Origin of the sequence: Rhizobium acidisoli, assembly GCF_002531755.2 — a bacterium.
Classification (GTDB): domain Bacteria; phylum Pseudomonadota; class Alphaproteobacteria; order Rhizobiales; family Rhizobiaceae; genus Rhizobium; species Rhizobium acidisoli.
Window position 1 is genome coordinate 1,658,445 of sequence record NZ_CP034998.1, and the last position, 18,353, is coordinate 1,676,797.

An 18,353-nucleotide genomic window follows, 5' to 3' on the forward strand; every position below is an offset into this window, starting at 1 on the left:
AAGGCCGAGGACGACGGAAAGTGGGGTTGGCTTCTCGCCAAACTCGGCCGACCTGGCAGCCGCATCGGCGACGGGGTCAAAGCCGCCGCCGCGTAAGGATTGGGGGGATGCATCTGGGGCCAAGTCTCCGACGGGGCGAGCTATCCGGCGACTTTAGCCCCACCCTCCGTCATTCCAGGCCTTGAGCCGAGCATCCAAGCCGCATCCATCAGCAGTCGTGGCATGGGTCCTCGTTTCAACCCGAGGATGACGGAGAGTGGAGTTGGCTACTCGCCAAACTCGGTCCGACCTATTCAGCCACCAGCGCTCTTTCAATCGCCTTCGCCGCCTGCCAGATTTCCTCCATCCGCTCCAGACTGGCCGCCTCCAGCGTCTCGCCGTCTTTATCAAGAACATGCTCGATGTGACTGAAACGACGCCGAAACTTCGTATTCGTTCCGCGCAGCGCCTGTTCCGGATCGGTCTTCACATGCCGGCCTATATTGACGACTGCGAAAATCAAGTCCCCCAACTCGTCGCTGACCTTCCCCCGGTCGCCTTCGCGTAATGCCACCCGCAATTCGTCGATCTCCTCCTCGATCTTGTCGAGGATTGGCTCCGGGGCCGACCAGTCGAAGCCGACCTTGGCGGCGCGTTCCTGCAGCTTCAGCGCTTCCGTCAGGGCCGGGAAGCTGCGCTGCACCGAGCCGAGGAACCCGCCCTTGAAATCCTCGCTGATCCCCCGTCTTGCCCGGCGCTCGGCGCGCTCGCGTTTCTCCGCCTGCTTGATCTCGTCCCACTGGATCTTCACCGCGTCGGGCGTGTCGGCCTCCGAGCGGGCAAAGACGTGCGGGTGGCGGCGGATCATCTTGGTGGTGATGGCGTTGACGACGTCGCCGAAGGAGAATTCGCCGGCCTCCTCGGCCATGCGGGCATGGAAGACCACCTGCAGCAGCAGGTCGCCGAGCTCGTCGCAGAGATCGTCCATATCGCCCCGCTCGATCGCGTCGGAGACCTCATAGGCTTCCTCGATCGTATAGGGCTTGATCGTCTCGAAGCTCTGCTCGATGTCCCAGGGACAGCCGGTTTCGGGATGGCGCAGCGCCGCCATGATCTCGATCAGCCGGGAAATATCTTTGGAAGGTTCCATGGTGCCTCAGTTAAGGGGAATATCGTTGGCGCTCTTCGACGACTGGTAGGTGGAAGACAGCGCGTCGTAGCGGGCCTTGATGCGGGCGGTCTGCCCCGTCAGCGCGGTCTTCAGCTGAGCCTCTTCGGTCTCGACGAGATCGGCGACGGCAAAACTGCTCCAGAAGGCGTTTTGCCTGCGATAGCCGCCGGGTTCAAGCCCGAAGACCTCCTTGAGGATCTTCAAGTCGTGCGGAATGGCGAAGGCGTCGCGGGAATCCTCATGGCTGAAGAAATAGTAGAAATTGTCGAAGCCCGCCCAGGTGATCGCCGACATGCACATGGTGCAGGGTTCGTGCGTCGAAAGGAAGATCAGATCCTTGGTCGCCGGTTTCTCGCCAAGTTCGTAGAAGCGCTTCAGCGTATGCACTTCGCCGTGCCAGAGCGGATTGTCCAGCTCGTTATTGGTCTCGGCGACGACGAGAGACAGATCGGATTTGCGCAGGATCGCTGCGCCGAACACCTTGTTGCCCAAGGAAACGCCGTGCTCGGTCAGCGGCAGGATATCGTCCTCGATGACCGAAAGCAGGCGGGCGGCGATGGTCTTGTCAGGCATTGGCGTCTCCGGTTTTCCCTCAGTCTATCGTCTTGGCGGCGCGAGCGAAATGCGCCAAACGCCGGTGGACGCCGTTTGTCACAGGCTTTATACTGCGCTGCAACAAAGAGAGTGGGATCAGGTGGTTTTCGTCAGCACGGTTGACTTTTCTCAAATCGCCGACGACGCGAGCAAAAGAATACGCGCTTGCTGGGGCTTTCGAATTTCTGTTCCTTCAATCCCTTGTCGATCACGGGCATATTCTGGCAACTTCGAAGTGGATTGATGATGTCTCCCAAGACTGAGCAGCTTTCGGTATTTCCAGCCTTCTTTCGCGTGGAAGGCCAGAAGACGGCTGTCTTCGGCAATGGTGACGAGGCTTTCGCCAAGGTGCGGCTGCTGCAGAACACGCGGGCGCGGATCGTCGCCTATGCCGACAGGCCGGAAGCCGATTATCATGCTTTCCTGATTGCCAACCGCATCGAGACTGTGCGCGCCGGCTTTTCCGCCGAGCAGGTCGCGGGTTCGGCACTGGTCTTTGCCGCCACCGGCGATGAGGCCGATGATCGCGAGATCGTCGATGCCGCCCGTGCTGCTAGAATTCCGGCCAATGCCGTCGATCAGCCGGATTACTGCGATTTCTTTACCCCGGCGCTGGTCAATCGCGCGCCCGTCGCCGTGGCGATCGGCACCGAAGGGGCAGGGCCGGTTCTGGCGCAGATGATCCGGGCGCAGATTGATCAGCTTCTTTCTCCCTCGCTCGGGCGGCTTGCCGGCCTGGCGACCAGCTACCGCAAATCAGTCGAGCAGTTGGTGCCCCGTGGCGTTTCCCGCCGCGTCTTCTGGCGCCGCTTCTTCTCCGGCGCCGTTGCCGATGCGGTCGCCAACGGCAACCTGCCGCAGGCCCGTCATGCCGCCGACCGGCTGCTGGGCTCGATGGACAAGGTCGCCGGCCATATCTGGCTGGTCGGCGCCGGCCCGGGCGCCGAGGATCTGCTGACGCTGCGCGCCCAGCGCGTGATGATGGAAGCCGATGTCATCGTCTATGACGCGCTCGTGCCGCAGGCGATCGTCGATATGGGCCGCCGCGATGCCGAGCGGCTTTCGGTCGGCAAGCGCAAGGGCTGCCATTCGAAATCGCAGGAAGAGATCAACGACCTCCTGGTCGATCTCGGCCGCCAGGGCAAACGTGTCGTCCGCCTGAAATCAGGCGATCCGCTGGTCTATGGCCGGGCGGGGGAAGAGATGGCGGCATTGCGTGCCGCCGGCATCACCTATGAGGTCGTGCCCGGCATCACCTCGGCCTTCGCCGCCGCTGCCGATTTCGAGCTGCCGCTGACGCTGCGCGGCGTCGCCTCCTCGCTTGTTTTCACCACCGGCCATGATCTCACCGGCGACGTACTGCCCGATTGGGCAAGCCTTGCGGTCTCCGGCGCGACGATCGCCGTCTATATGGGCCGTACGGTTGCCGCCTCGGTCGCCGAGCGGCTGATGCAGGCCGGCATTCCCGCCGAGACCACGGTCGCCGTCATCGAAAATGCCAGCCGCGCGGAGCGCCGCCTGCTGCATGGCACGCTTGCCGATCTGCCCGATCTGCAGCATCGCGATGAGTTGACCGGGCCGGTCATGGTCATTATCGGCGATGCGGTCGCCGGCGCCAATTTCGAACTGTCCGAGCCGCTGGTGCGTGCGAACGCCCGGCTCGAGGAACTTGCAAGGAGCTGAATATGGTAGACAAGGTTCTGACGGCCAACCGGCTGACGGATGGCATTGCCGTCTGGCTGGATGCGAACGGGAAGTGGTCCACTTCGCTGCAGGATGCGCTTGTCGCCCGCCATAACGAAGCCGTCGAAGCGCTGGAGGCGATCGGCAAGAAATCCTATGCCGACAACGAGGTGGTTGACGTTGCCGTCGTCGAAGTCCAGGAAACCAACGGCGTTCTCTGGCCGCTTCGCCTTCGCGAGCGCATCCGCGCGCAAGGGCCGACCATGGAATATGCACCGGGCTACGCTCCGGCCGATCCCGAATTCATTGCAGTCTGAGGAAGACGATGTACCGTTACGACGAATTTGACCATGCCTTTGTCAGCGAGCGCGTCGAGCAGTTCCGCGACCAGGTCCAGCGCCGCCTTGCCGGCGAGCTTGCCGAGGATGCGTTCAAGCCGCTGCGCCTGATGAACGGCGTCTACCTGCAGCTCCATGCCTATATGCTGCGCATCGCCATTCCCTATGGCACGCTGAGCGCGCGCCAGATGCGCATGCTCGCCCATATCGCCCGCACCTATGACCGCGGTTATGGCCATTTCACCACACGCCAGAACCTGCAGTTCAACTGGCCGAAGCTCTCGGAAATCCCCGATGCGCTCGCCGATCTCGCAAGCGTCGAGATGCATGCCCTGCAGACCTCGGGCAACTGCATCAGAAACGTCACCGCCGATCACTTTGCCGGTGCTGCCGCCGACGAGATCGCCGATCCACGGCCCTATGCCGAAATCCTGCGTCAGTGGTCGTCGGTCCATCCGGAATTCTCCTTTCTGCCGCGCAAGTTCAAGATCGCCGTCACCGGCGCCGAGCGCGACCGCGCTGCCATTCAGGTCCATGATATCGGCCTGCACCTGAAGAAGAACGACAAGGGCGAGATCGGTTTTGCCGTCTATGTCGGCGGTGGCCAGGGCCGTACGCCGATGATCGCCAAGCTGATCCGCGACTTCCTGCCCGAGGAGGATCTGCTCTCCTACACCACGGCCATCGTGCGCGTGTACAATCTGCATGGCCGCCGCGACAACAAGTACAAGGCCCGCATCAAGATCCTCGTGCATGAAACCGGTACCGAGGAACTGACGCGCCAGGTCGAGGCCGAATTCGCCTCGCTGAGGGATAGTGAACTGAAGCTGCCGGAACAGGACGTCGAGGCGATCGCCGCCTATTTCGCGCCGCCGGCTCTGCCGCAGCGCGCCGAGGGCTGGGAAAACCTTGCCCGCTGGAAGAAGGCCGATCTGGCTTTCGCCCGCTGGGTCCAGCAGAATGTGCAGCCGCATAAGAACCCCGATTACGGCATGGTGACGATCTCGCTGAAGCCGATCGGCGGTATTCCGGGCGACGCCACCGACGCGCAGATGGATGCGATCGCCGATCTCGCCGAGGAATATGCCTTCGACGAAATCCGCGTCAGCCATGAGCAGAACCTGATCCTGCCACATGTGGCGCTGGCCGATCTCGAAGCCGTCTATCGCGGTCTCGTCGCCATCGATCTGGCCGAAGCCAATGCCGGCCTGATCACCGATATTATTGCCTGTCCCGGGCTCGACTATTGCGCGCTCGCCAATGCGCGCTCCATCCCGCTGGCCCAGGAAATCTCCCGTCGCTTCGGCAGCTCCGAACGCCAGGCCGAGATCGGCGAGCTGAAGATCAAGATCTCCGGCTGCATCAATGCCTGCGGCCACCACCATGTCGGCCATATCGGCCTGCTCGGTGTGGAGAAGAAGGGCGCCGAACTCTATCAGATCACGCTCGGCGGCTCCGGCGACGAACATACCTCGATCGGCGAAATCATCGGCCGCGGCTTCGAGCCGGACCGGGTGACGGACGCGATCGAGACGATCGTCGACACCTATCTGGGCCTCCGCCTCGATCCGTCGGAGATCTTCCTCGCTGCCTATCGCCGCGTCGGGCCGCAGCCTTTCAAGACTGCGCTCTATGGCGCTGCCGCGGAAGCGGCATAAGGAGGCGCTGATGACGAAGATCTGGAGAGAAACCGGTTTTGTCGACAACGATCCCTGGGTGATCGAGACCGACGAGGTGAAGGCGACCGGGGAACAGAAGCCGCTGCTCAGCCTCGACGAACTGATCGCCAAGGCCGACGAAAGCAATGATGTCGGTCTCGGCGTGCTGATCAAGCCGGCCGACGACGTGCGCCGGCTGGAGCCTTATCTCTATCGCCTCGAAATCGTTGCCGTCGCCTTTCCGGCCTTCAATGACGGGCGGGCTTTCAGCCATGCCTCGCTGCTGCGCCAGCGCTTGGGTTACACCAACGAGTTGCGCGCCGTCGGCGACGTGCTGATCGATCAGGTGCCGCTGATGCAGCGCGTCGGCATCGACAGTTTTGCCGTCAGCAATGCCACGGCGCTGAAGCGGCTTGCCGAAAATCGTCTTCCCGCAATTCCCCATCATTATCAGCCGGCGGTGCGTGACGCCGAAGCCGGCAAGGGCTATAGTTGGCGCCGTCAGGCGAAGCCGGCCGCATAAGCGGACCGCTCCGTCTTTTCAGGATGACGGAACGGTAGCATGAAGACATTCGAAGTGGCGGTGATCGGTGGCGGTCTCGCCGGCATGATCGCCGCAATCGCGCTTGCCCGCGGCGGCCGCAGCGTGGCGCTGGTCGCGCCTGTTGCTGCGAGGGAGGACAGGCGCACCACGGCGCTGATGGATCAGTCGATCCGCTTCCTCGACCGGCTGGCGCTCTGGGAAAAACTGCGCCCGGCAGCCACGCCTCTCTCCAGCATGCGCATCGTCGACGGCACCGACCGGCTGTTGCGCGCGCCGACGACCACGTTTCGCGCGGCCGAGGTCGGCCTTGACGCCTTCGGCTATAATTTCCCCAACAAGGCGCTGATCGAGGTCCTCGAAAAAGCCGTCTCCGGTGAGGGCAATATCACCCGCTTCACCGATATGGCCGAATCGATCGCGATATCAGCCGAGTCCGTGTCGATCACGCTTGCCGGCGGCGAGACGCTGACTGCCGATTTTGCCGTCGGCGCCGATGGCCGCGGCTCGAAGCTGCGCGAGACGGCTGGTATCGGCGTCCGCAACTGGTCCTATCCGCAATCGGCGATGGTGCTGAATTTCGCCCATTCGCTGCCGCACCAGAATATCTCGACGGAATTCCATACCAAGCACGGCCCTTTCACTCAGGTGCCGCTGCCGAAAGGCCGCTCCAGCCTCGTCTGGGTGCAGGAGCCCACGGAGGCAGCAAGCCGTATGGAATTGCCTCTGGCCGAACTCGGGCTTCTTGTCGAGGCACGCATGCAGTCCATGCTCGGCAAGGTCGATGTGGAGGAGGGCGTCCAGGTCTGGCCGCTGTCCGGCATGATTGCGCATCGTTTCGGCAAGGGGCGCATCGCGCTGATCGGCGAGGCTGCCCATGTCTTCCCGCCGATTGGGGCGCAGGGGCTGAACCTCAGCCTGCGCGATATCATGGCGCTGACCGAGATCCTCTGCGACCGGGCCGAATTGCCGGTGCCGGCCGATGCCGGCGAAAGCTTCGACCGCAAGCGCCGCGCCGATATCATGACGCGCACGGCCAGCGTCGATCTTCTCAACCGCTCGCTGCTTTCGGATTTCCTGCCGGTGCAGATGCTGCGGGCTGCCGGCCTGCATATCCTCTCGGCCATTCCACCGCTGCGCAGCATCGTCATGCGCGAGGGCATCGAGCCCGGCCGCGGCTTCCGCGATATTCCGGATTCCTTAAGGGAAAAGCTGAAGCGGAAGAAAGCCTGAGCGGATCGCGATCAGCCAGAGCGAAACGCTGACCACCGAAAGCACCGTGGTGATCACGATCGTCGCCGAGGCGCGCTCCTGCCACACGCCATATTGCTGGCCGATGACGAAGACGTTGGTCGCCGTCGGCAGGCAGGCAAGCAGCACGGCGGCCTGGATCCACACCGGCTCGAAACCGCCGACGACCGTCAGCGCCAGGAAAACCGCGATCGGATGCAGGATCAGCTTTGCCGGCACGATATAGCCGATCTCCGCCGGAATCCGCTTCAGCGGCCGGAGCGCCAGCGTCACGCCCATGGCAAAGAGGGCGCAGGGAGCAGCCGCCTGGGCGAGGTAGTCGATGAGGCGCTGGAACGCCAGCGGCTGATCAATGTCCAGGGCGGCGACGGCAAAGCCTGATGCCGTCGACAGGATGAAGGGATGCAGCGCCACCTTCCGGGCGATATCGGCGGCAAGCCGCCCGGCCGAACGCTTGTCGTCGCCGGCCGCCGCCATCAGCGCCGGCGCGACGATGAAATGCAGGGCGTTCTCGAAGCAGATGATCAGCGCCACCGGCACGGCCGCACCTTCGCCGAGCGCGAGAAGCGCCAGGCCCGGCCCCATATAGCCGATATTGCCATAGGCGCCGGCAAAGGACTGGATCGTGCAGTCGGCGAGCGAATTGCCGCGCAGGAGGCGGCCGATGACGAAAAGTAGGATGAACACCGCATAGGTCGCGGCGATATCGGTGACGATGAAATCGACGCGCGTCAGCTCTTCGATCGGCGTGCGCGAGACGAGCTTGAAGAATAGAGCGGGCAGGGCGGCATAGATGATGAAGGTGTTCAGCCATCCCAGCGCTTCGGCCGGCTGCTTCGTCGCCTTGGCGGCGGCGTAACCGATCAGGATCAGGCCGAAGAACGGCAGGAGCAGGCTGACGATATCGGCCAAGAGGTCTTCCAGTGCACGGGGATTACACGCGGGTAGGGATCCGATTTAAAGCAATTCCAGCCAAAGTGCACAGCGGTTTTGCTGGAGTTGCGTGAAAACAAAGAGATAAAGCATGTCGCGCAAAAGTGTGCAGCGGTTTTGCGGCAATGACATGCAAGAAAACAAAGAGCTAAAGCGCAAGGAGCGAATCTGAAAGATCGCGACGCGCTTTAGAGCGTTTTCGTCGTTCGAAGAAGGACGGAAACGCTCTAATTCTATTGAGGCTTAACCCAACCAGCGCTCAGTAGTCCCAGAAGGCCGGTACCCAGCGAAAGGCGTCGCCGTCGACCGCCACCCGGCCGACGGACGGGAACGGCAGGTGAGTGGCCACCAGTTGCTCGCCGGTCTCCGCCAGTTCCCGTAAAAGACGGAGCCGAACACGAGCCGCCTCCTCCGGGTAGTGTTCGAAGCCGTTGTACCAGTCGGGGTGTTCAAACCCGACGGCAAATACGGCGTCGCCGGCAAACATCAGCCGGTCCCCACCGGACGCGATGCGGATGACGCTGTGCCCGGGGGTGTGGCCGCCGGTGCGATGGACGACCACGCCCGGCGCCACCTCGTACTCCTCGTCGAACAGCCGCAGGTGGTCGCTGTATTCTTTCGCGAACCGCTTGGCAGCCGCCCGAAGCGCGTCCGGGAAGCCCGGCGGCATGGAAACGTGGGAGAAATCGGGCGCCTCCCAGAACTTGACTTCGGCGGCGGCTACGTGGATCCGCAGGTCCGGACGCAACTGCTCCTTAACCCCGTCGATGAGCAGCCCGCCAATGTGGTCCATGTGCATGTGGGTCAGCACCACGTCGGTCACGGCCGCAAGATCGATGCCGGCGGCCTCCAGTCGCTTGATCAACTGTCCGGCTCGGGGCAAGTGCAAGTCCGGATCGACCCCCAGCCCGGCGTCGAGGAGTATGGTCTGGCCGCCGCTGCGCACTACGACGACGTTGAGCGCCCAATCCAAAGCGTCCAGCGGCAGGTACATGTCTTTCAGCCAGGCCGCCCGGGCGGCCGGATCGGCGTTGTGGCCCAGCATCGCAGTTGGCAGCGGTAGCACTCCATCACTGACCACCAGCACCTCAATCTCGCCGATATTAAGCGCGTATCGCGACGGAACCAACTCGTCGAGCCGAGGGCTCATCTTTGTCTCAAGGTTCATGTTCGTCTCCTTCTGACCGCCGCCTTAAACACGGCACCGACGACGCTACACGGAGGCGTGTTTGCGATCGATTGGGTCGAGGGGTAAGGACGTTGGGGCCAAGGGGCAGGGCGAGCTATACCACCGCATAGGTCTTGTCATTCAGGTTGCCGGGGCGCCGAACAGCCGGATCGATCGACCGGCCGCGCTTGATCTAGCCGATCTGCATCAGGATCGGGAAGGTCTGCTGGAACCAGATCGCGACATTGCTGACCCATCCGAACAGGAAGGCGAGGCCGGTCAGCACGAGGAAGACACCCATCACCTTTTCCACAGTGCCGAGATGGCGGCGGAAGCGCGACAGGAAGCGCATGAAGGCGCCGGAAAAGCCGGCGGCGATCCAGAAGGGGATGGCTAGGCCGAGCGAATAGACGGCGAGCAGCCCGGCGCCGGAGCCGACCGTCTCGCGCGAGGCGGCAACGCCAAGGATCGCGCCGAGCACTGGCCCGATGCAGGGCGTCCAGCCGAAGGCGAAGGCAAGGCCCATGATATAGGCCCCCGTCAGCGTCGCCGGCTTGCCGCCGCCTTGGAAGCGCGCCTCGCGGGCAAGAATCCCTAACCGGAAGAGGCCGAGGAAATTCAGCCCCATGACGATGATGATCAGCCCGCCGAGCTTCGACAACAGGTCGAGATGCTGGCGAAGCGCCATGCCGATGCTGGAGGCGCCGGCGCCGAGCGCCACGAAGACGGTGGCAAAGCCGAGCGTGAAGAGCAGGGCGGAAAACAATACGCCGCGCCGGACGTCGGGCGCGACGGCAACCGCACCGCCGCCGCGGAACTGCTCGACTGAAATCCCGGCCATATAACAGAGATAGGGTGGGACCAGGGGAAGCACGCAGGGCGAAAGAAAGGAAAGGGCCCCGGCAATCAGTGCGCTCCACAGGGAAATATCGGCAATCGACACACATTCTCTCCGGCTGCAATCTGCATGATGTTCCTAGCTTTGCAGGCCCTGGATTGCCAATCACCTTTTTGCGTTTGGATCGCGGCCTGTCCGGATCGTGCGATCAGAAGCGACAGGCCGCTGTAGGTCGCAGAACATGACCAAGGATTCGATGACAAGCTCACCGCCGATTTCTCGTCATGAGCCTTGCATCCGCAAGGTATGTGCCCTGCGCGCGCAAAGCATAAGCCTTTGCGTCCGCAAGAAATGTGCCGACTGCCGGAAAAAGCTGAATTTTTCGGTTGACCGCAATGGGTCGCCTGCCTATGTTCCGCCCACTTCCAGCCGGGGTGCTTCACCCGCGGAGAGGGAGAGCGTAGCTCAGCCGGTAGAGCAACTGACTTTTAATCAGTAGGTCTCGGGTTCGAACCCCGACGCTCTCACCATAAAATCAATTAGATAGTGGTATTTCGTGCAACTTTTGCGACGACCGAAAAGTCGCACGGTCGGTTCAATTTGTCGACCGATTCATGGCGCTGCTGGCCGCCTCCTTCAACGGTGTGAGGCTGGGCAAGCGGCATTGGTTGTCATGAATATCCGCCAAAAGCCAATAGAAGCACGCCAACTGCGATAACAGCCAGGGCCGGCCAATTCTGCGATACTCCGAGGAACCTCAGGCCCTGGCGCCGTGGTTCCAGCGTGCTGCCGCCTTGCGGCATCTGGTGCAGGTCACTCGGCTTTCGACCGAGGGCTGACCGAAAGAGGAAAAGAAGCCCTCCAATTATGAGAGCCGCACCGAGCAGGATTGCCCACATCGTCGCCTCCGCTAGGGACAAGGGTGCACGTTAAACCGGATCCGGATCTGATTGTTCCCGGGTGACTGCATCTTTCGGGTTGCCCATTTATGGATCGGAACACTTAACCTTCGTCTCCGTTTCTCCATTCCAACGATAGGAGGAAATACCCATGGATTGGAACCGTGTTGAAGGTAACTGGAAGCAGATGAAGGGCAAGGTAAAGGAGCAGTGGGGCAAGCTCACTGACGATGACCTTGACATCATCGCTGGCAAGCGTGATCAGCTCGAAGGCAAGATCCAGGAGCGCTACGGCTACGAAAAAGACCGTGCGAAGAGAGACATCGACGACTGGTACGGCCGCCAGCCCTGGTAATCAGACAAACATCGCCTATCTCAAGCCGTCGGCATCTGGCCGGCGGCTTGTCTGTGCCGCCCGCCGCTCTGCGGCCTGGATGACTGGATGAAGTGCACCCCGGCATGATGTGGGGATAGCGATCATCGACAGACCTCCACTTTCGGAACCAGAAGCGCTCGATCTTGGAGATCGCAATGGACAAGACCCCAAAAACAGCAATTCGCGGAATGATGTTGTACGTGACCGCTCTTCTCGTCCTGGGCATTCTGGCCGGCGCCGCCTACACAATTTATGGCCATCCCGCCGATCCGTCTGAGCGACCAGCGGCTGAGACGATTCCGCAAAAAGCCACGGCTCCGCAGTGAGGCGCATCACTCCAACGATTTGATTGATCGCCCTTTAAGAACAAACGGTGACCCGGGAAAGCACTTGCCACATCGGCTTCCCACCCGGTCAGGTCGTGCTGAAACGGCCGGGTTCCACGACAGGAAAACAGCAAGCGGCAAGCAACCTCGCTTTGGAATGCAAGGCAGAAACTCCTGTCGCAAGTCCTTCCAACCATCAGAGATCTCTATTTATAGGGAGAACAAGCTGCGACACGGAAACAGCCTCTGCTGAGAGAAGCCGTTGCGGCATTATATCTACCCATCGCCGATGGCCTGGGAGCGCATCTAGAGAATTTCAAATACGTCATACTCAACGCCGCCCGGACACCGTCCGCCCTGCGCAACCGCGACGATTTGGTTGAGCCACGCGTGCTGTGGCACGGCCGTCTCGAAATAGGGGGTTGTCCGCAGATAATATTCGGAGGTGTCGACCGCTTCGCCGCGCGCCAGACGCTCGTCAACGGCCGGGGTGGAGCGCCTGATGCCGCGATAGGTCATCAAGATCGGATCGCCGTCATCGGCGACGAGCAGGAGCCTGACATCCTGCTGAAACGTGCCGTCTGCGCGAGCAAGCAGCAGATCGGAGCCAATCAGCGGCGACACGTCGCCTTTCAGGCGCTCGCCCTTAAAATATCCTCCGGAAACGGAAAATATGCGGCGGCCTCCGGCCGGCGTCTGGCCGAGCTCCAGTGCCGGATGAAGTGTCATGAAAAGTTTGAATAAGGGCCGAGATTGAAGGGTCATATCAGATCGCCTATTGTTGACTTCAACCCTAGCTGCAAGCGCTCTGTCCCCAAAACGCGCTTTGCTTGTGAGCATCACAAGAAAAACTCATCAAAAGCGAAGAGATCATGCGGCCGCCGTTGGAGTCCTTGCGAATTCTGGAAGCGTGCGTTTCTGCCGGCAGCTTTGCCCGCGCGGCCGAGCGCTTATGCCTCACTCCAGCGGCAGTCAGCCTGCGTATCCGTACGTTGGAGACCGAACTTGGTCAGCCGCTGTTCCAGCGTGCTGGGCGCCGCGTTGTCCCAACGGCTGCTGCCGCTGTTCTGGCGGGCCGAATTCGGGCGGCATTGGATGGCATTGCCGGCGCGCTCGATGAGTTCCAGGCGGCCATGCCACCGCTTCGGCTGACGGCGCCTCCGACATTTGCCTCGCGCTGGCTCGCACCGCGGCTGTCCCGCTATCCCTCAGTAGGAACATCCCCGATCGAGGTCGACGTCTCCGCCGATATTCGCGATCCCAGCGCATTTGACGTTGCCATACGGACGGGGCGTGGCGGATGGGAAGGGCTTGACGAATATCGACTCGCTCCGGTTGAGGCAACACCGATGCTGGCGCCCTCACTGCTTGGAACGAGAACCCTGAACGGGCCGGATGGGCTGGCCGATTTCGAGCTTTTGCCGCATCCGGATTGGGATGCCTGGTTCAGGGGCGCATGCGAGACGCCGCCGGCTCTGCGGTTTGCGATGGTCGATTATCCCACGCACGAATTGGACGCCAGTGCGGCGGTGGCAGGTGTCGGCGTCGCGCTGTTGTCGCCGTCCTTGTTTCGACCGCTTTTGGAGAAGGGCCTGCTGATCGCACCCTTCCCATATGTGCTGACCGGGCCGGCCTGGCATTTCGCATTGATGCGCGCCGACGACTCCCGTCCCGCTCCCAGGCAGCTCTGCGCATGGCTTTGCGAGCGGGCTCACGAACCAGCCTGATAGGGAACAACCTGCGACAGGCCAAATCGACAGCAGGCACGCCCGATCAATTTGCCTTCCCGGAAGCACTTGAGCCCCTATATCGCCCTCGGACGGTCGGACAGCAGGAGTTTGCGGATGATGGAGCATGCAGTAGTGATCGCCGGAGGAGGGCCGACGGGGCTAATGCTGGCGGGCGAATTGGCCCTGGCAGGCGTCGATGTCGCGATCGTCGAACGCCGGCCGAACCAGGAGATCGTCGGTTCGCGCGCCGGCGGTCTGAGCGCCCGCACGCTCGAGGTTCTCGATCAGCGCGGTGTGGTTGACCGGTTCCTCGCGGAAGGGCAGATCGCGCAAGTCACCGGATTTGCGGTCACGCGGCTCGATATCAGCGATTTTCCGACACGGCACAATTACGGACTGGCGCTGCGGCAGAAGCATATCGAGCGCATTCTGGCGAAATGGGTCGGCGAACTGCCGGTGACGATCTATCGTGGCCGCGAGCTGACGGGCTTCGCGCAGGACGGCACCGGCGTCACCATAGAACTTTCCGATGGGGCCGCGCTCAGAGCAGGCTACCTTGTCGGCTGCGATGGCGGCCGCAGTCTGGTTCGCAAGATGGCCGGCATTGAATTTCCGGGATGGGAGGCGACGACCAGCAATATTCTCGCCGAGGCCGAGATGGAGGAGGAGCCGCCGCTCGGCGTCCATCGTACGGCGCTCGGCATGCATGCCTTCGGCCGGGAGGAATACGAAATCCGCGACGGCAAGGTCGTCTTTGCCAGCGAAGGCCCGGTCAATGTCATGGTGACGGAAAAGAATGCCGGCGACACCGCCGAGCCGACGCTCGGCGATCTTAAGGAAGCCCTCATCGCCGCCTGCGGAACGGATTATGGCATCCATAGCCTGAGGTGGATTTCCAGGTTCACCGACATGTCGCGGCAAGCGGCGGCTTACCGCAAGGGCCGGATTTTCCTGGCCGGCGATGCCGCCCATGTGCATTCTCCGGTGGGCGGGCAGGGCCTCAACACCGGTGTGCAGGATGCCGTCAACCTGGGCTGGAAGCTGGCACAGGTGGTGAAGGGAATATCGCCTGAAAGCCTGCTCGACACCTATCATGCCGAACGCCATCCGGTTGCCGCCCGCGTGTTGCGCACGACGATGGCGCAGGTCGCGCTGCAGCGGACCGATGACCGCACCGAAGCCTTGCGAGACATCGTCCTGGAGCTTCTCGCCATGGAGGAGCCCCGCAAGAAGATCGCCGCCGAAATGTCCGGACTGGCCATCCATTACGATCTCGGCGAGGGGCATCCGCTGCTTGGCCGCCGCATGCCCGATCTCGGCCTCAGCACGCCCGATGGCCGGCTCCGCGTCTACACGCTGCTCCAGAATGCGCGGCCGCTGCTTTTGAATCTCGCCGCGCCCGGCAGCCTCGACATCGGGCCGTGGTCTGGCCGCGTTCAACTGGTCGACGCCAGCTATTACGGCGCATGGGAGCTGCCGGCGCTGGGTGCGGTCTCAGCCCCAACCGCCGCGCTGATCCGGCCCGATGGCTATGTGGCCTGGGTGGGCGAGGGGAGACCGGATGGCCTTCGCGAGGCGATGAACACCTGGTTCGGGCAACCCGACTAGTAAAAGCCGTAAACCTGGCTAAGCGGCCAGAGGCATCGAACCGCAATCCGATATCGCCTCGGCTTCCGGCACGGGCTTGCCACGGCGCTCCCATGTCCGGCGGCTGATGCCGAAAGCCTCCCAGGGGCGCGCCTGGCTGAAGGAATTGGCGAGATAGTCGGCTCTCGGACATGCGCCGGCGGCGCGGCGTTGCTGTTCCTTCCGGCTTCGATCCCGCTGCCGCCGCTTTTGCTTTTGAAGTTTTGCTCTTTTCGCCTTCGGCACATCGAAGGCGCCGATCGTGCGGATATCGAGGGCGCAGCGTTCGGCGTAGCTCACATGCAGAGCGTGGCCGAGCGCGTCGGCCGATAGCGAGGAATAACGCACCTTCGTTCGCTCGTCGATGATCTCCTCGACATCGGCTTTCCCAGCCCAGGGAAGCCATCGCGCCGCCCAGCCGAGAACCACCTCCACGAATTCTTGTCCGAATTCGACAAGGGCGAGGCCGGCGATCACCTCGACATAGATCAATGCGTCATCCGCCTCGGGCACAATGTCGCCATGGCGATGCCGGATCAATTTTTCGATCTCGCGCATCCGGCCGCGGAAATGGTTCCAGCGGCCGCCCCGCGCGCGACGTTGCACCGCCTTGTACCCCAGCAGGCAGTCGCCGACCTTGACGGCTGAGACATCCCGGGCAAAGCCATCCGAGTGATCGGCTTTTGCAGCTCGCTTCCTGGAGTGAGTCGCTTTATCCCCACCAAGACGTTCCATCGATTTCCCTCGCGACCGGCCCCGGGAAGGCCGAAACGCGTGACTGTAATGGAAGTCGAGGGGGGTGATGTAGCCCATCCGACCGTCATTCGGTGGATTGTTGACGAAACGGGAACGGAGCGCGGTTCGAGCCTCGGTGGCCAACAGGCGGAAACGACGTCCGGCCGAGCCAAAGTCGACCGAAACAAGTCGCGCGGAAGATTATCGATCTATCGGCGCCAGCGGGTCTGATCTCCATTCTGATCCTGGAGAGAAGGCCCATCGCCACAATTTACATCAATCAGCGAAAGCCGAAGAAGCTCAAAATCGCGAGCACGATGACGACAGCGCCGACAAGCCAGATCAAATTGTTCATGGGGAACCGTTCTCCTGTTTTGAATTGAGCCAACCGTGACCCGTTGCGTTAACTGCGGGACGGGCTTGGAGTTCCCTCACTAGTCCTATTGCTTCAGCGCGCCTCCTCTTACGACGCAGGCATATCGCGGCTGCTCCCTGCGGCAATCGCAGCGATGCCCAGCACCAATGTCGCCGCTCGCGCCTTCAATAGCTGCACGAGCGCGCGTTGCCGGGTCTGAAACCACCCGCGCAAGCCGGGTTGATCGATGTGTCCCGTTGATATTGGAAATCTTCATGATCGGGCTTGCCCGGCGAAGTGCAGGAAGACGTGATCGCGGACACACCGAGTAGCGCGCCGACGGCTACGAACGTCAGAAATCGTTTCATCTGGGCTTTCCCTTGCGGAGTTGATCTTGGTCACAACCATGCCGTCACGAGCCTATACGAAACTTGCCGTCCGATTGATCACGCTTAGCTGAACACGTGTGCGATGGATCGACCAATCTTGATGGTCTGCTTTTGAACCTAGATCGCGGATCAATTGACTCAAGATAATCTGATCGGGCTATTCTGCCGTTATGGAAGTAGTTGCGGATGCTTTTGGGTAAATGCGGCCGATTTTGTCTTGAATAAATCAAGCTTTTTCAGTAATATAATCCTATAAAAAAGTAATATAAATGGGAGGATACTATGGCGGAAACTCGGTTCGATCCGGTTTTGCTTCATCGTCAGCATTTCATCGCGGAGATCACATGTCTCGATGAAATCTTCGATTTTCTGGATGAATGGCCGGAGGACAAACGAGGTCTGGCATATGACACGCTGTTGAAGGCGTGCAGGGACACCGCCAGCGGCCGTTTCCCGCTGAGCGCTGCGCGCGAGAATTTCCGGCGTTTTCTGAAGATGTCGGGTGTGCTCGCCAAGGTTGAGGCCGCCCCCAAATTCGAGCAACTGATGGGTGATCGAAATATCGGCAACGCCTGATAGGATAGAATGAGCACCGGCGCGCCGTCACATCATGTGGGGCGCGTTCTCGTTTCCCGGGGGTCTCCACGGGATCTCAGGCGGTCGTGTCATTCGCCCAGTCGCATCGGAACACCATTACCGGCTTCGAAAAGCCCTTGAGCCGCCGGCGCGAGGCGTGACCGAAAAGATCGGCGGCGCCATATTCCCGAAAGATATTCTCTGAGACGAGGATCTGGTCGCTGGATGCGGCCGCACAGAGGCGTGCGGCGAGCTGTACGGTCGAGCCGAACAGGTCGTTGCTATCCTCGACCGGCTCGCCGCAATCCAGCCCGATGCGGATATGGATCGGCTCGGTGTTTCCGCCGTTGTAGAGCTGGAATTCCTTCTGGATCGCCATGGCGCATTCGACGGCGGCGGTGGTCGCGGAAAAGGCCGCCATGATGCCGTCGCCGGTGTGCTTCACTTCGCGGCCGGAATTTTGGCCGAGGCATCGGCGCACGATCGCGTCATGGGCTCTCACCATTTCGGTCCCGATGCGGTCGCCGAGCCGCGCCGTCATCTCGGTCGATCCGACGATATCGGTAAAGAGGATTGCCCGGTGGCCGGGATCTATCTCGGCGGAGGATTGGCCAGGCGCCGGATCGGGGTCGTGAATTCGGCCGAGAAAAGCCTCGACCGCAGACAAAGCGACTTCAACGACCTCGCCGGCGACGAAGCCGTGCGCCTCGCGATGCACACATTGGGCGGTTTCCATGTCGGGCGCATCCACGAGACAGAAGGCAGTCCCGCGCCGTTGGTCGAACCAATAGGTCAGGAACTTGACGCCGTAGCGATCCTGAATGTCCAGATCCATGCGATGCGCCTGGGCAACGTCGGCCGCCGACGTTCCCTCGAGAAAGTGCCGATCCATGAAGATGGGCATTGTGCGTCCTCCCAGATCCGCTGCGTGCAAGCGAGGGCATTCTACGATCCGGATGCTTCTGCGTCCACCTTTGGCACAATCAATGAATGAATATAAAGGCTGTTGCTTCCGGAAAATTCGATGCGTTGCTGTAAATTCTATAGAATACTCGGGAACAGCCGGCTTTTAATGAGTAGGCTTGGCAGGAGAAGCCTGATATTTACCATAATCAGCCGTTTGATAACCAGTTGCGGGGTTCTCGACGCCGATCGGAGCACTTCGAGCGTTGCATGTTCTCAAAGCG

General features: G+C 61.7%; 20 protein-coding genes and 1 tRNA gene. 11 read left to right on the forward strand and 10 right to left on the reverse strand.

Features of this window, described 5'->3' with window-relative positions; genetic code table 11:
* Nucleotides 1-289: 289 nt before the first annotated feature.
* Nucleotides 290-1,129, reverse strand: coding sequence for a nucleoside triphosphate pyrophosphohydrolase (gene mazG / locus CO657_RS08290; protein ID WP_054183176.1), 840 nt, complete (start codon nt 1,127-1,129; stop codon nt 290-292).
* A gap of 6 nt (nt 1,130-1,135) precedes the next feature.
* Nucleotides 1,136-1,723, reverse strand: a complete 588-nt coding sequence (locus tag CO657_RS08295) for a deaminase (protein ID WP_012557581.1) — start codon at nt 1,721-1,723, stop codon at nt 1,136-1,138.
* A 267-nt stretch (nt 1,724-1,990) separates the two neighbouring features.
* On the opposite strand from CO657_RS08295, the gene cysG reads away from it, so the two are divergent.
* From cysG to CO657_RS08320, 5 genes are read left to right on the forward strand one after another with little or no spacing between them, the layout of a single operon-like run.
* Nucleotides 1,991-3,427 carry a siroheme synthase CysG gene (gene cysG, locus CO657_RS08300; RefSeq protein WP_054183293.1) on the forward strand — a complete coding sequence of 479 codons (1,437 nt, stop codon included), beginning with the start codon at nt 1,991-1,993 and terminating at the stop codon, nt 3,425-3,427.
* A gap of 2 nt (nt 3,428-3,429) precedes the next feature.
* Nucleotides 3,430-3,744 carry a DUF2849 domain-containing protein gene (locus CO657_RS08305; protein ID WP_054183175.1) on the forward strand — a complete coding sequence of 105 codons (315 nt, stop codon included), beginning with the start codon at nt 3,430-3,432 and terminating at the stop codon, nt 3,742-3,744.
* 8 nt (nt 3,745-3,752) lie between these two features.
* The gene (locus CO657_RS08310; RefSeq protein WP_054183174.1) at nt 3,753-5,423 is read left to right on the forward strand and encodes a nitrite/sulfite reductase; all 1,671 of its coding nucleotides are present in this window, start codon (nt 3,753-3,755) and stop codon (nt 5,421-5,423) included.
* A gap of 10 nt (nt 5,424-5,433) precedes the next feature.
* Nucleotides 5,434-5,946 (forward strand): DUF934 domain-containing protein, encoded by a 513-nt coding sequence (locus CO657_RS08315; RefSeq protein ID WP_012557583.1) that lies wholly within the window; start codon nt 5,434-5,436, stop codon nt 5,944-5,946.
* A gap of 39 nt (nt 5,947-5,985) precedes the next feature.
* Nucleotides 5,986-7,197 carry a UbiH/UbiF family hydroxylase gene (locus CO657_RS08320; RefSeq protein WP_054183173.1) on the forward strand — a complete coding sequence of 404 codons (1,212 nt, stop codon included), beginning with the start codon at nt 5,986-5,988 and terminating at the stop codon, nt 7,195-7,197.
* On the opposite strand, the gene CO657_RS08325 is transcribed toward CO657_RS08320, so the two are convergent.
* The 3 genes from CO657_RS08325 to CO657_RS08335 all read right to left on the reverse strand — a co-directional run bounded on the left by CO657_RS08325 (nt 7,165) and on the right by CO657_RS08335 (nt 10,259).
* On the reverse strand, nt 7,165-8,127 hold the full coding sequence (locus CO657_RS08325; RefSeq protein ID WP_054183172.1) for an AEC family transporter: 963 nt from the start codon (nt 8,125-8,127) through the stop codon (nt 7,165-7,167). The two genes, CO657_RS08320 and CO657_RS08325, sit on opposite strands and share 33 nt — an antisense overlap.
* Before the next feature lie 280 nt (nt 8,128-8,407).
* Nucleotides 8,408-9,316, reverse strand: coding sequence for an MBL fold metallo-hydrolase (locus tag CO657_RS08330; RefSeq protein ID WP_054183171.1), 909 nt, complete (start codon nt 9,314-9,316; stop codon nt 8,408-8,410).
* 193 nt (nt 9,317-9,509) lie between these two features.
* The gene (locus CO657_RS08335; RefSeq protein ID WP_054183170.1) at nt 9,510-10,259 is read right to left on the reverse strand and encodes a cytochrome c biogenesis CcdA family protein; all 750 of its coding nucleotides are present in this window, start codon (nt 10,257-10,259) and stop codon (nt 9,510-9,512) included.
* A gap of 349 nt (nt 10,260-10,608) precedes the next feature.
* Here CO657_RS08335 and CO657_RS08340 point away from each other — a divergent pair.
* Nucleotides 10,609-10,684 (forward strand) — tRNA-Lys (locus CO657_RS08340).
* Between the two features lie 141 nt (nt 10,685-10,825).
* Here CO657_RS08340 and CO657_RS08345 read toward each other — a convergent pair.
* A complete protein-coding gene (locus CO657_RS08345; RefSeq protein ID WP_041671417.1) occupies nt 10,826-11,053 on the reverse strand; it encodes a hypothetical protein in 228 nt (75 codons plus the stop codon).
* Between the two features lie 151 nt (nt 11,054-11,204).
* Here CO657_RS08345 and CO657_RS08350 point away from each other — a divergent pair, with 151 nt between their 5' ends.
* Together CO657_RS08350 and CO657_RS36675 are read left to right on the forward strand one after the other, a co-directional pair.
* Entirely contained in the window at nt 11,205-11,408 is a 204-nt protein-coding gene (locus tag CO657_RS08350) for a CsbD family protein (RefSeq protein ID WP_054183169.1), read from the forward strand.
* A 176-nt stretch (nt 11,409-11,584) separates the two neighbouring features.
* Nucleotides 11,585-11,755 (forward strand): hypothetical protein, encoded by a 171-nt coding sequence (locus CO657_RS36675; RefSeq protein ID WP_164918668.1) that lies wholly within the window; start codon nt 11,585-11,587, stop codon nt 11,753-11,755.
* 306 nt (nt 11,756-12,061) lie between these two features.
* Here the strand turns inward: CO657_RS36675 and CO657_RS08355 are convergent, their stop codons facing one another.
* Entirely contained in the window at nt 12,062-12,520 is a 459-nt protein-coding gene (locus CO657_RS08355; protein WP_054183168.1) for a DUF3237 domain-containing protein, read from the reverse strand.
* Between the two features lie 107 nt (nt 12,521-12,627).
* Here CO657_RS08355 and CO657_RS08360 point away from each other — a divergent pair, with 107 nt between their 5' ends.
* Entirely contained in the window at nt 12,628-13,482 is an 855-nt protein-coding gene (locus CO657_RS08360; RefSeq protein WP_054183167.1) for a LysR family transcriptional regulator, read from the forward strand.
* A 117-nt stretch (nt 13,483-13,599) separates the two neighbouring features.
* Entirely contained in the window at nt 13,600-15,093 is a 1,494-nt protein-coding gene (locus tag CO657_RS08365) for an FAD-dependent monooxygenase (RefSeq protein ID WP_054183166.1), read from the forward strand.
* An 18-nt stretch (nt 15,094-15,111) separates the two neighbouring features.
* On the opposite strand, the gene CO657_RS08370 is transcribed toward CO657_RS08365, so the two are convergent.
* Complete coding sequence (locus CO657_RS08370) at nt 15,112-15,846, reverse strand: hypothetical protein (protein ID WP_054183165.1); 735 nt, start codon at nt 15,844-15,846, stop codon at nt 15,112-15,114.
* A 540-nt stretch (nt 15,847-16,386) separates the two neighbouring features.
* Entirely contained in the window at nt 16,387-16,569 is a 183-nt protein-coding gene (locus tag CO657_RS08375; protein ID WP_082366278.1) for a hypothetical protein, read from the reverse strand.
* A gap of 303 nt (nt 16,570-16,872) precedes the next feature.
* Here CO657_RS08375 and CO657_RS08380 point away from each other — a divergent pair, with 303 nt between their 5' ends.
* Nucleotides 16,873-17,166: a DUF982 domain-containing protein gene (locus tag CO657_RS08380; RefSeq protein ID WP_003586587.1), complete on the forward strand. Its 294-nt coding sequence runs from the start codon at nt 16,873-16,875 to the stop codon at nt 17,164-17,166.
* 76 nt (nt 17,167-17,242) lie between these two features.
* Here CO657_RS08380 and CO657_RS08385 read toward each other — a convergent pair whose 3' ends face one another.
* Nucleotides 17,243-18,070: a nickel-binding protein gene (locus tag CO657_RS08385; RefSeq protein ID WP_012557595.1), complete on the reverse strand. Its 828-nt coding sequence runs from the start codon at nt 18,068-18,070 to the stop codon at nt 17,243-17,245.
* Nucleotides 18,071-18,353: the final 283 nt, after the last annotated feature.

Excerpts from the sequence above, each read along its gene's own strand:
- CO657_RS08365 (WP_054183166.1), top strand. The coding sequence starts at position 13,600 with ATGATGGAGCATGCAGTAGTGATCGCCGGAGGAGGGCCGACGGGGCTA.
- CO657_RS08380 (WP_003586587.1), top strand. The coding sequence starts at position 16,873 with ATGGCGGAAACTCGGTTCGATCCGGTTTTGCTTCATCGTCAGCATTTC.
- CO657_RS08385 (WP_012557595.1), bottom strand. The coding sequence starts at position 18,070 with ATGCCCATCTTCATGGATCGGCACTTTCTCGAGGGAACGTCGGCGGCC.
- cysG (WP_054183293.1), top strand. The coding sequence starts at position 1,991 with ATGTCTCCCAAGACTGAGCAGCTTTCGGTATTTCCAGCCTTCTTTCGC.
- CO657_RS08350 (WP_054183169.1), top strand. The coding sequence starts at position 11,205 with ATGGATTGGAACCGTGTTGAAGGTAACTGGAAGCAGATGAAGGGCAAG.
- CO657_RS08310 (WP_054183174.1), top strand. The coding sequence starts at position 3,753 with ATGTACCGTTACGACGAATTTGACCATGCCTTTGTCAGCGAGCGCGTC.
- CO657_RS08330 (WP_054183171.1), bottom strand. The coding sequence starts at position 9,316 with ATGAACCTTGAGACAAAGATGAGCCCTCGGCTCGACGAGTTGGTTCCG.
- CO657_RS08375 (WP_082366278.1), bottom strand. The coding sequence starts at position 16,569 with ATGAAACGATTTCTGACGTTCGTAGCCGTCGGCGCGCTACTCGGTGTG.
- mazG (WP_054183176.1), bottom strand. The coding sequence starts at position 1,129 with ATGGAACCTTCCAAAGATATTTCCCGGCTGATCGAGATCATGGCGGCG.
- CO657_RS08315 (WP_012557583.1), top strand. The coding sequence starts at position 5,434 with ATGACGAAGATCTGGAGAGAAACCGGTTTTGTCGACAACGATCCCTGG.
- CO657_RS08345 (WP_041671417.1), bottom strand. The coding sequence starts at position 11,053 with ATGTGGGCAATCCTGCTCGGTGCGGCTCTCATAATTGGAGGGCTTCTT.
- CO657_RS08320 (WP_054183173.1), top strand. The coding sequence starts at position 5,986 with ATGAAGACATTCGAAGTGGCGGTGATCGGTGGCGGTCTCGCCGGCATG.
- CO657_RS08370 (WP_054183165.1), bottom strand. The coding sequence starts at position 15,846 with ATGGAACGTCTTGGTGGGGATAAAGCGACTCACTCCAGGAAGCGAGCT.
- CO657_RS08305 (WP_054183175.1), top strand. The coding sequence starts at position 3,430 with ATGGTAGACAAGGTTCTGACGGCCAACCGGCTGACGGATGGCATTGCC.
- CO657_RS08355 (WP_054183168.1), bottom strand. The coding sequence starts at position 12,520 with ATGACCCTTCAATCTCGGCCCTTATTCAAACTTTTCATGACACTTCAT.
- CO657_RS08360 (WP_054183167.1), top strand. The coding sequence starts at position 12,628 with ATGCGGCCGCCGTTGGAGTCCTTGCGAATTCTGGAAGCGTGCGTTTCT.
- CO657_RS36675 (WP_164918668.1), top strand. The coding sequence starts at position 11,585 with ATGGACAAGACCCCAAAAACAGCAATTCGCGGAATGATGTTGTACGTG.
- CO657_RS08295 (WP_012557581.1), bottom strand. The coding sequence starts at position 1,723 with ATGCCTGACAAGACCATCGCCGCCCGCCTGCTTTCGGTCATCGAGGAC.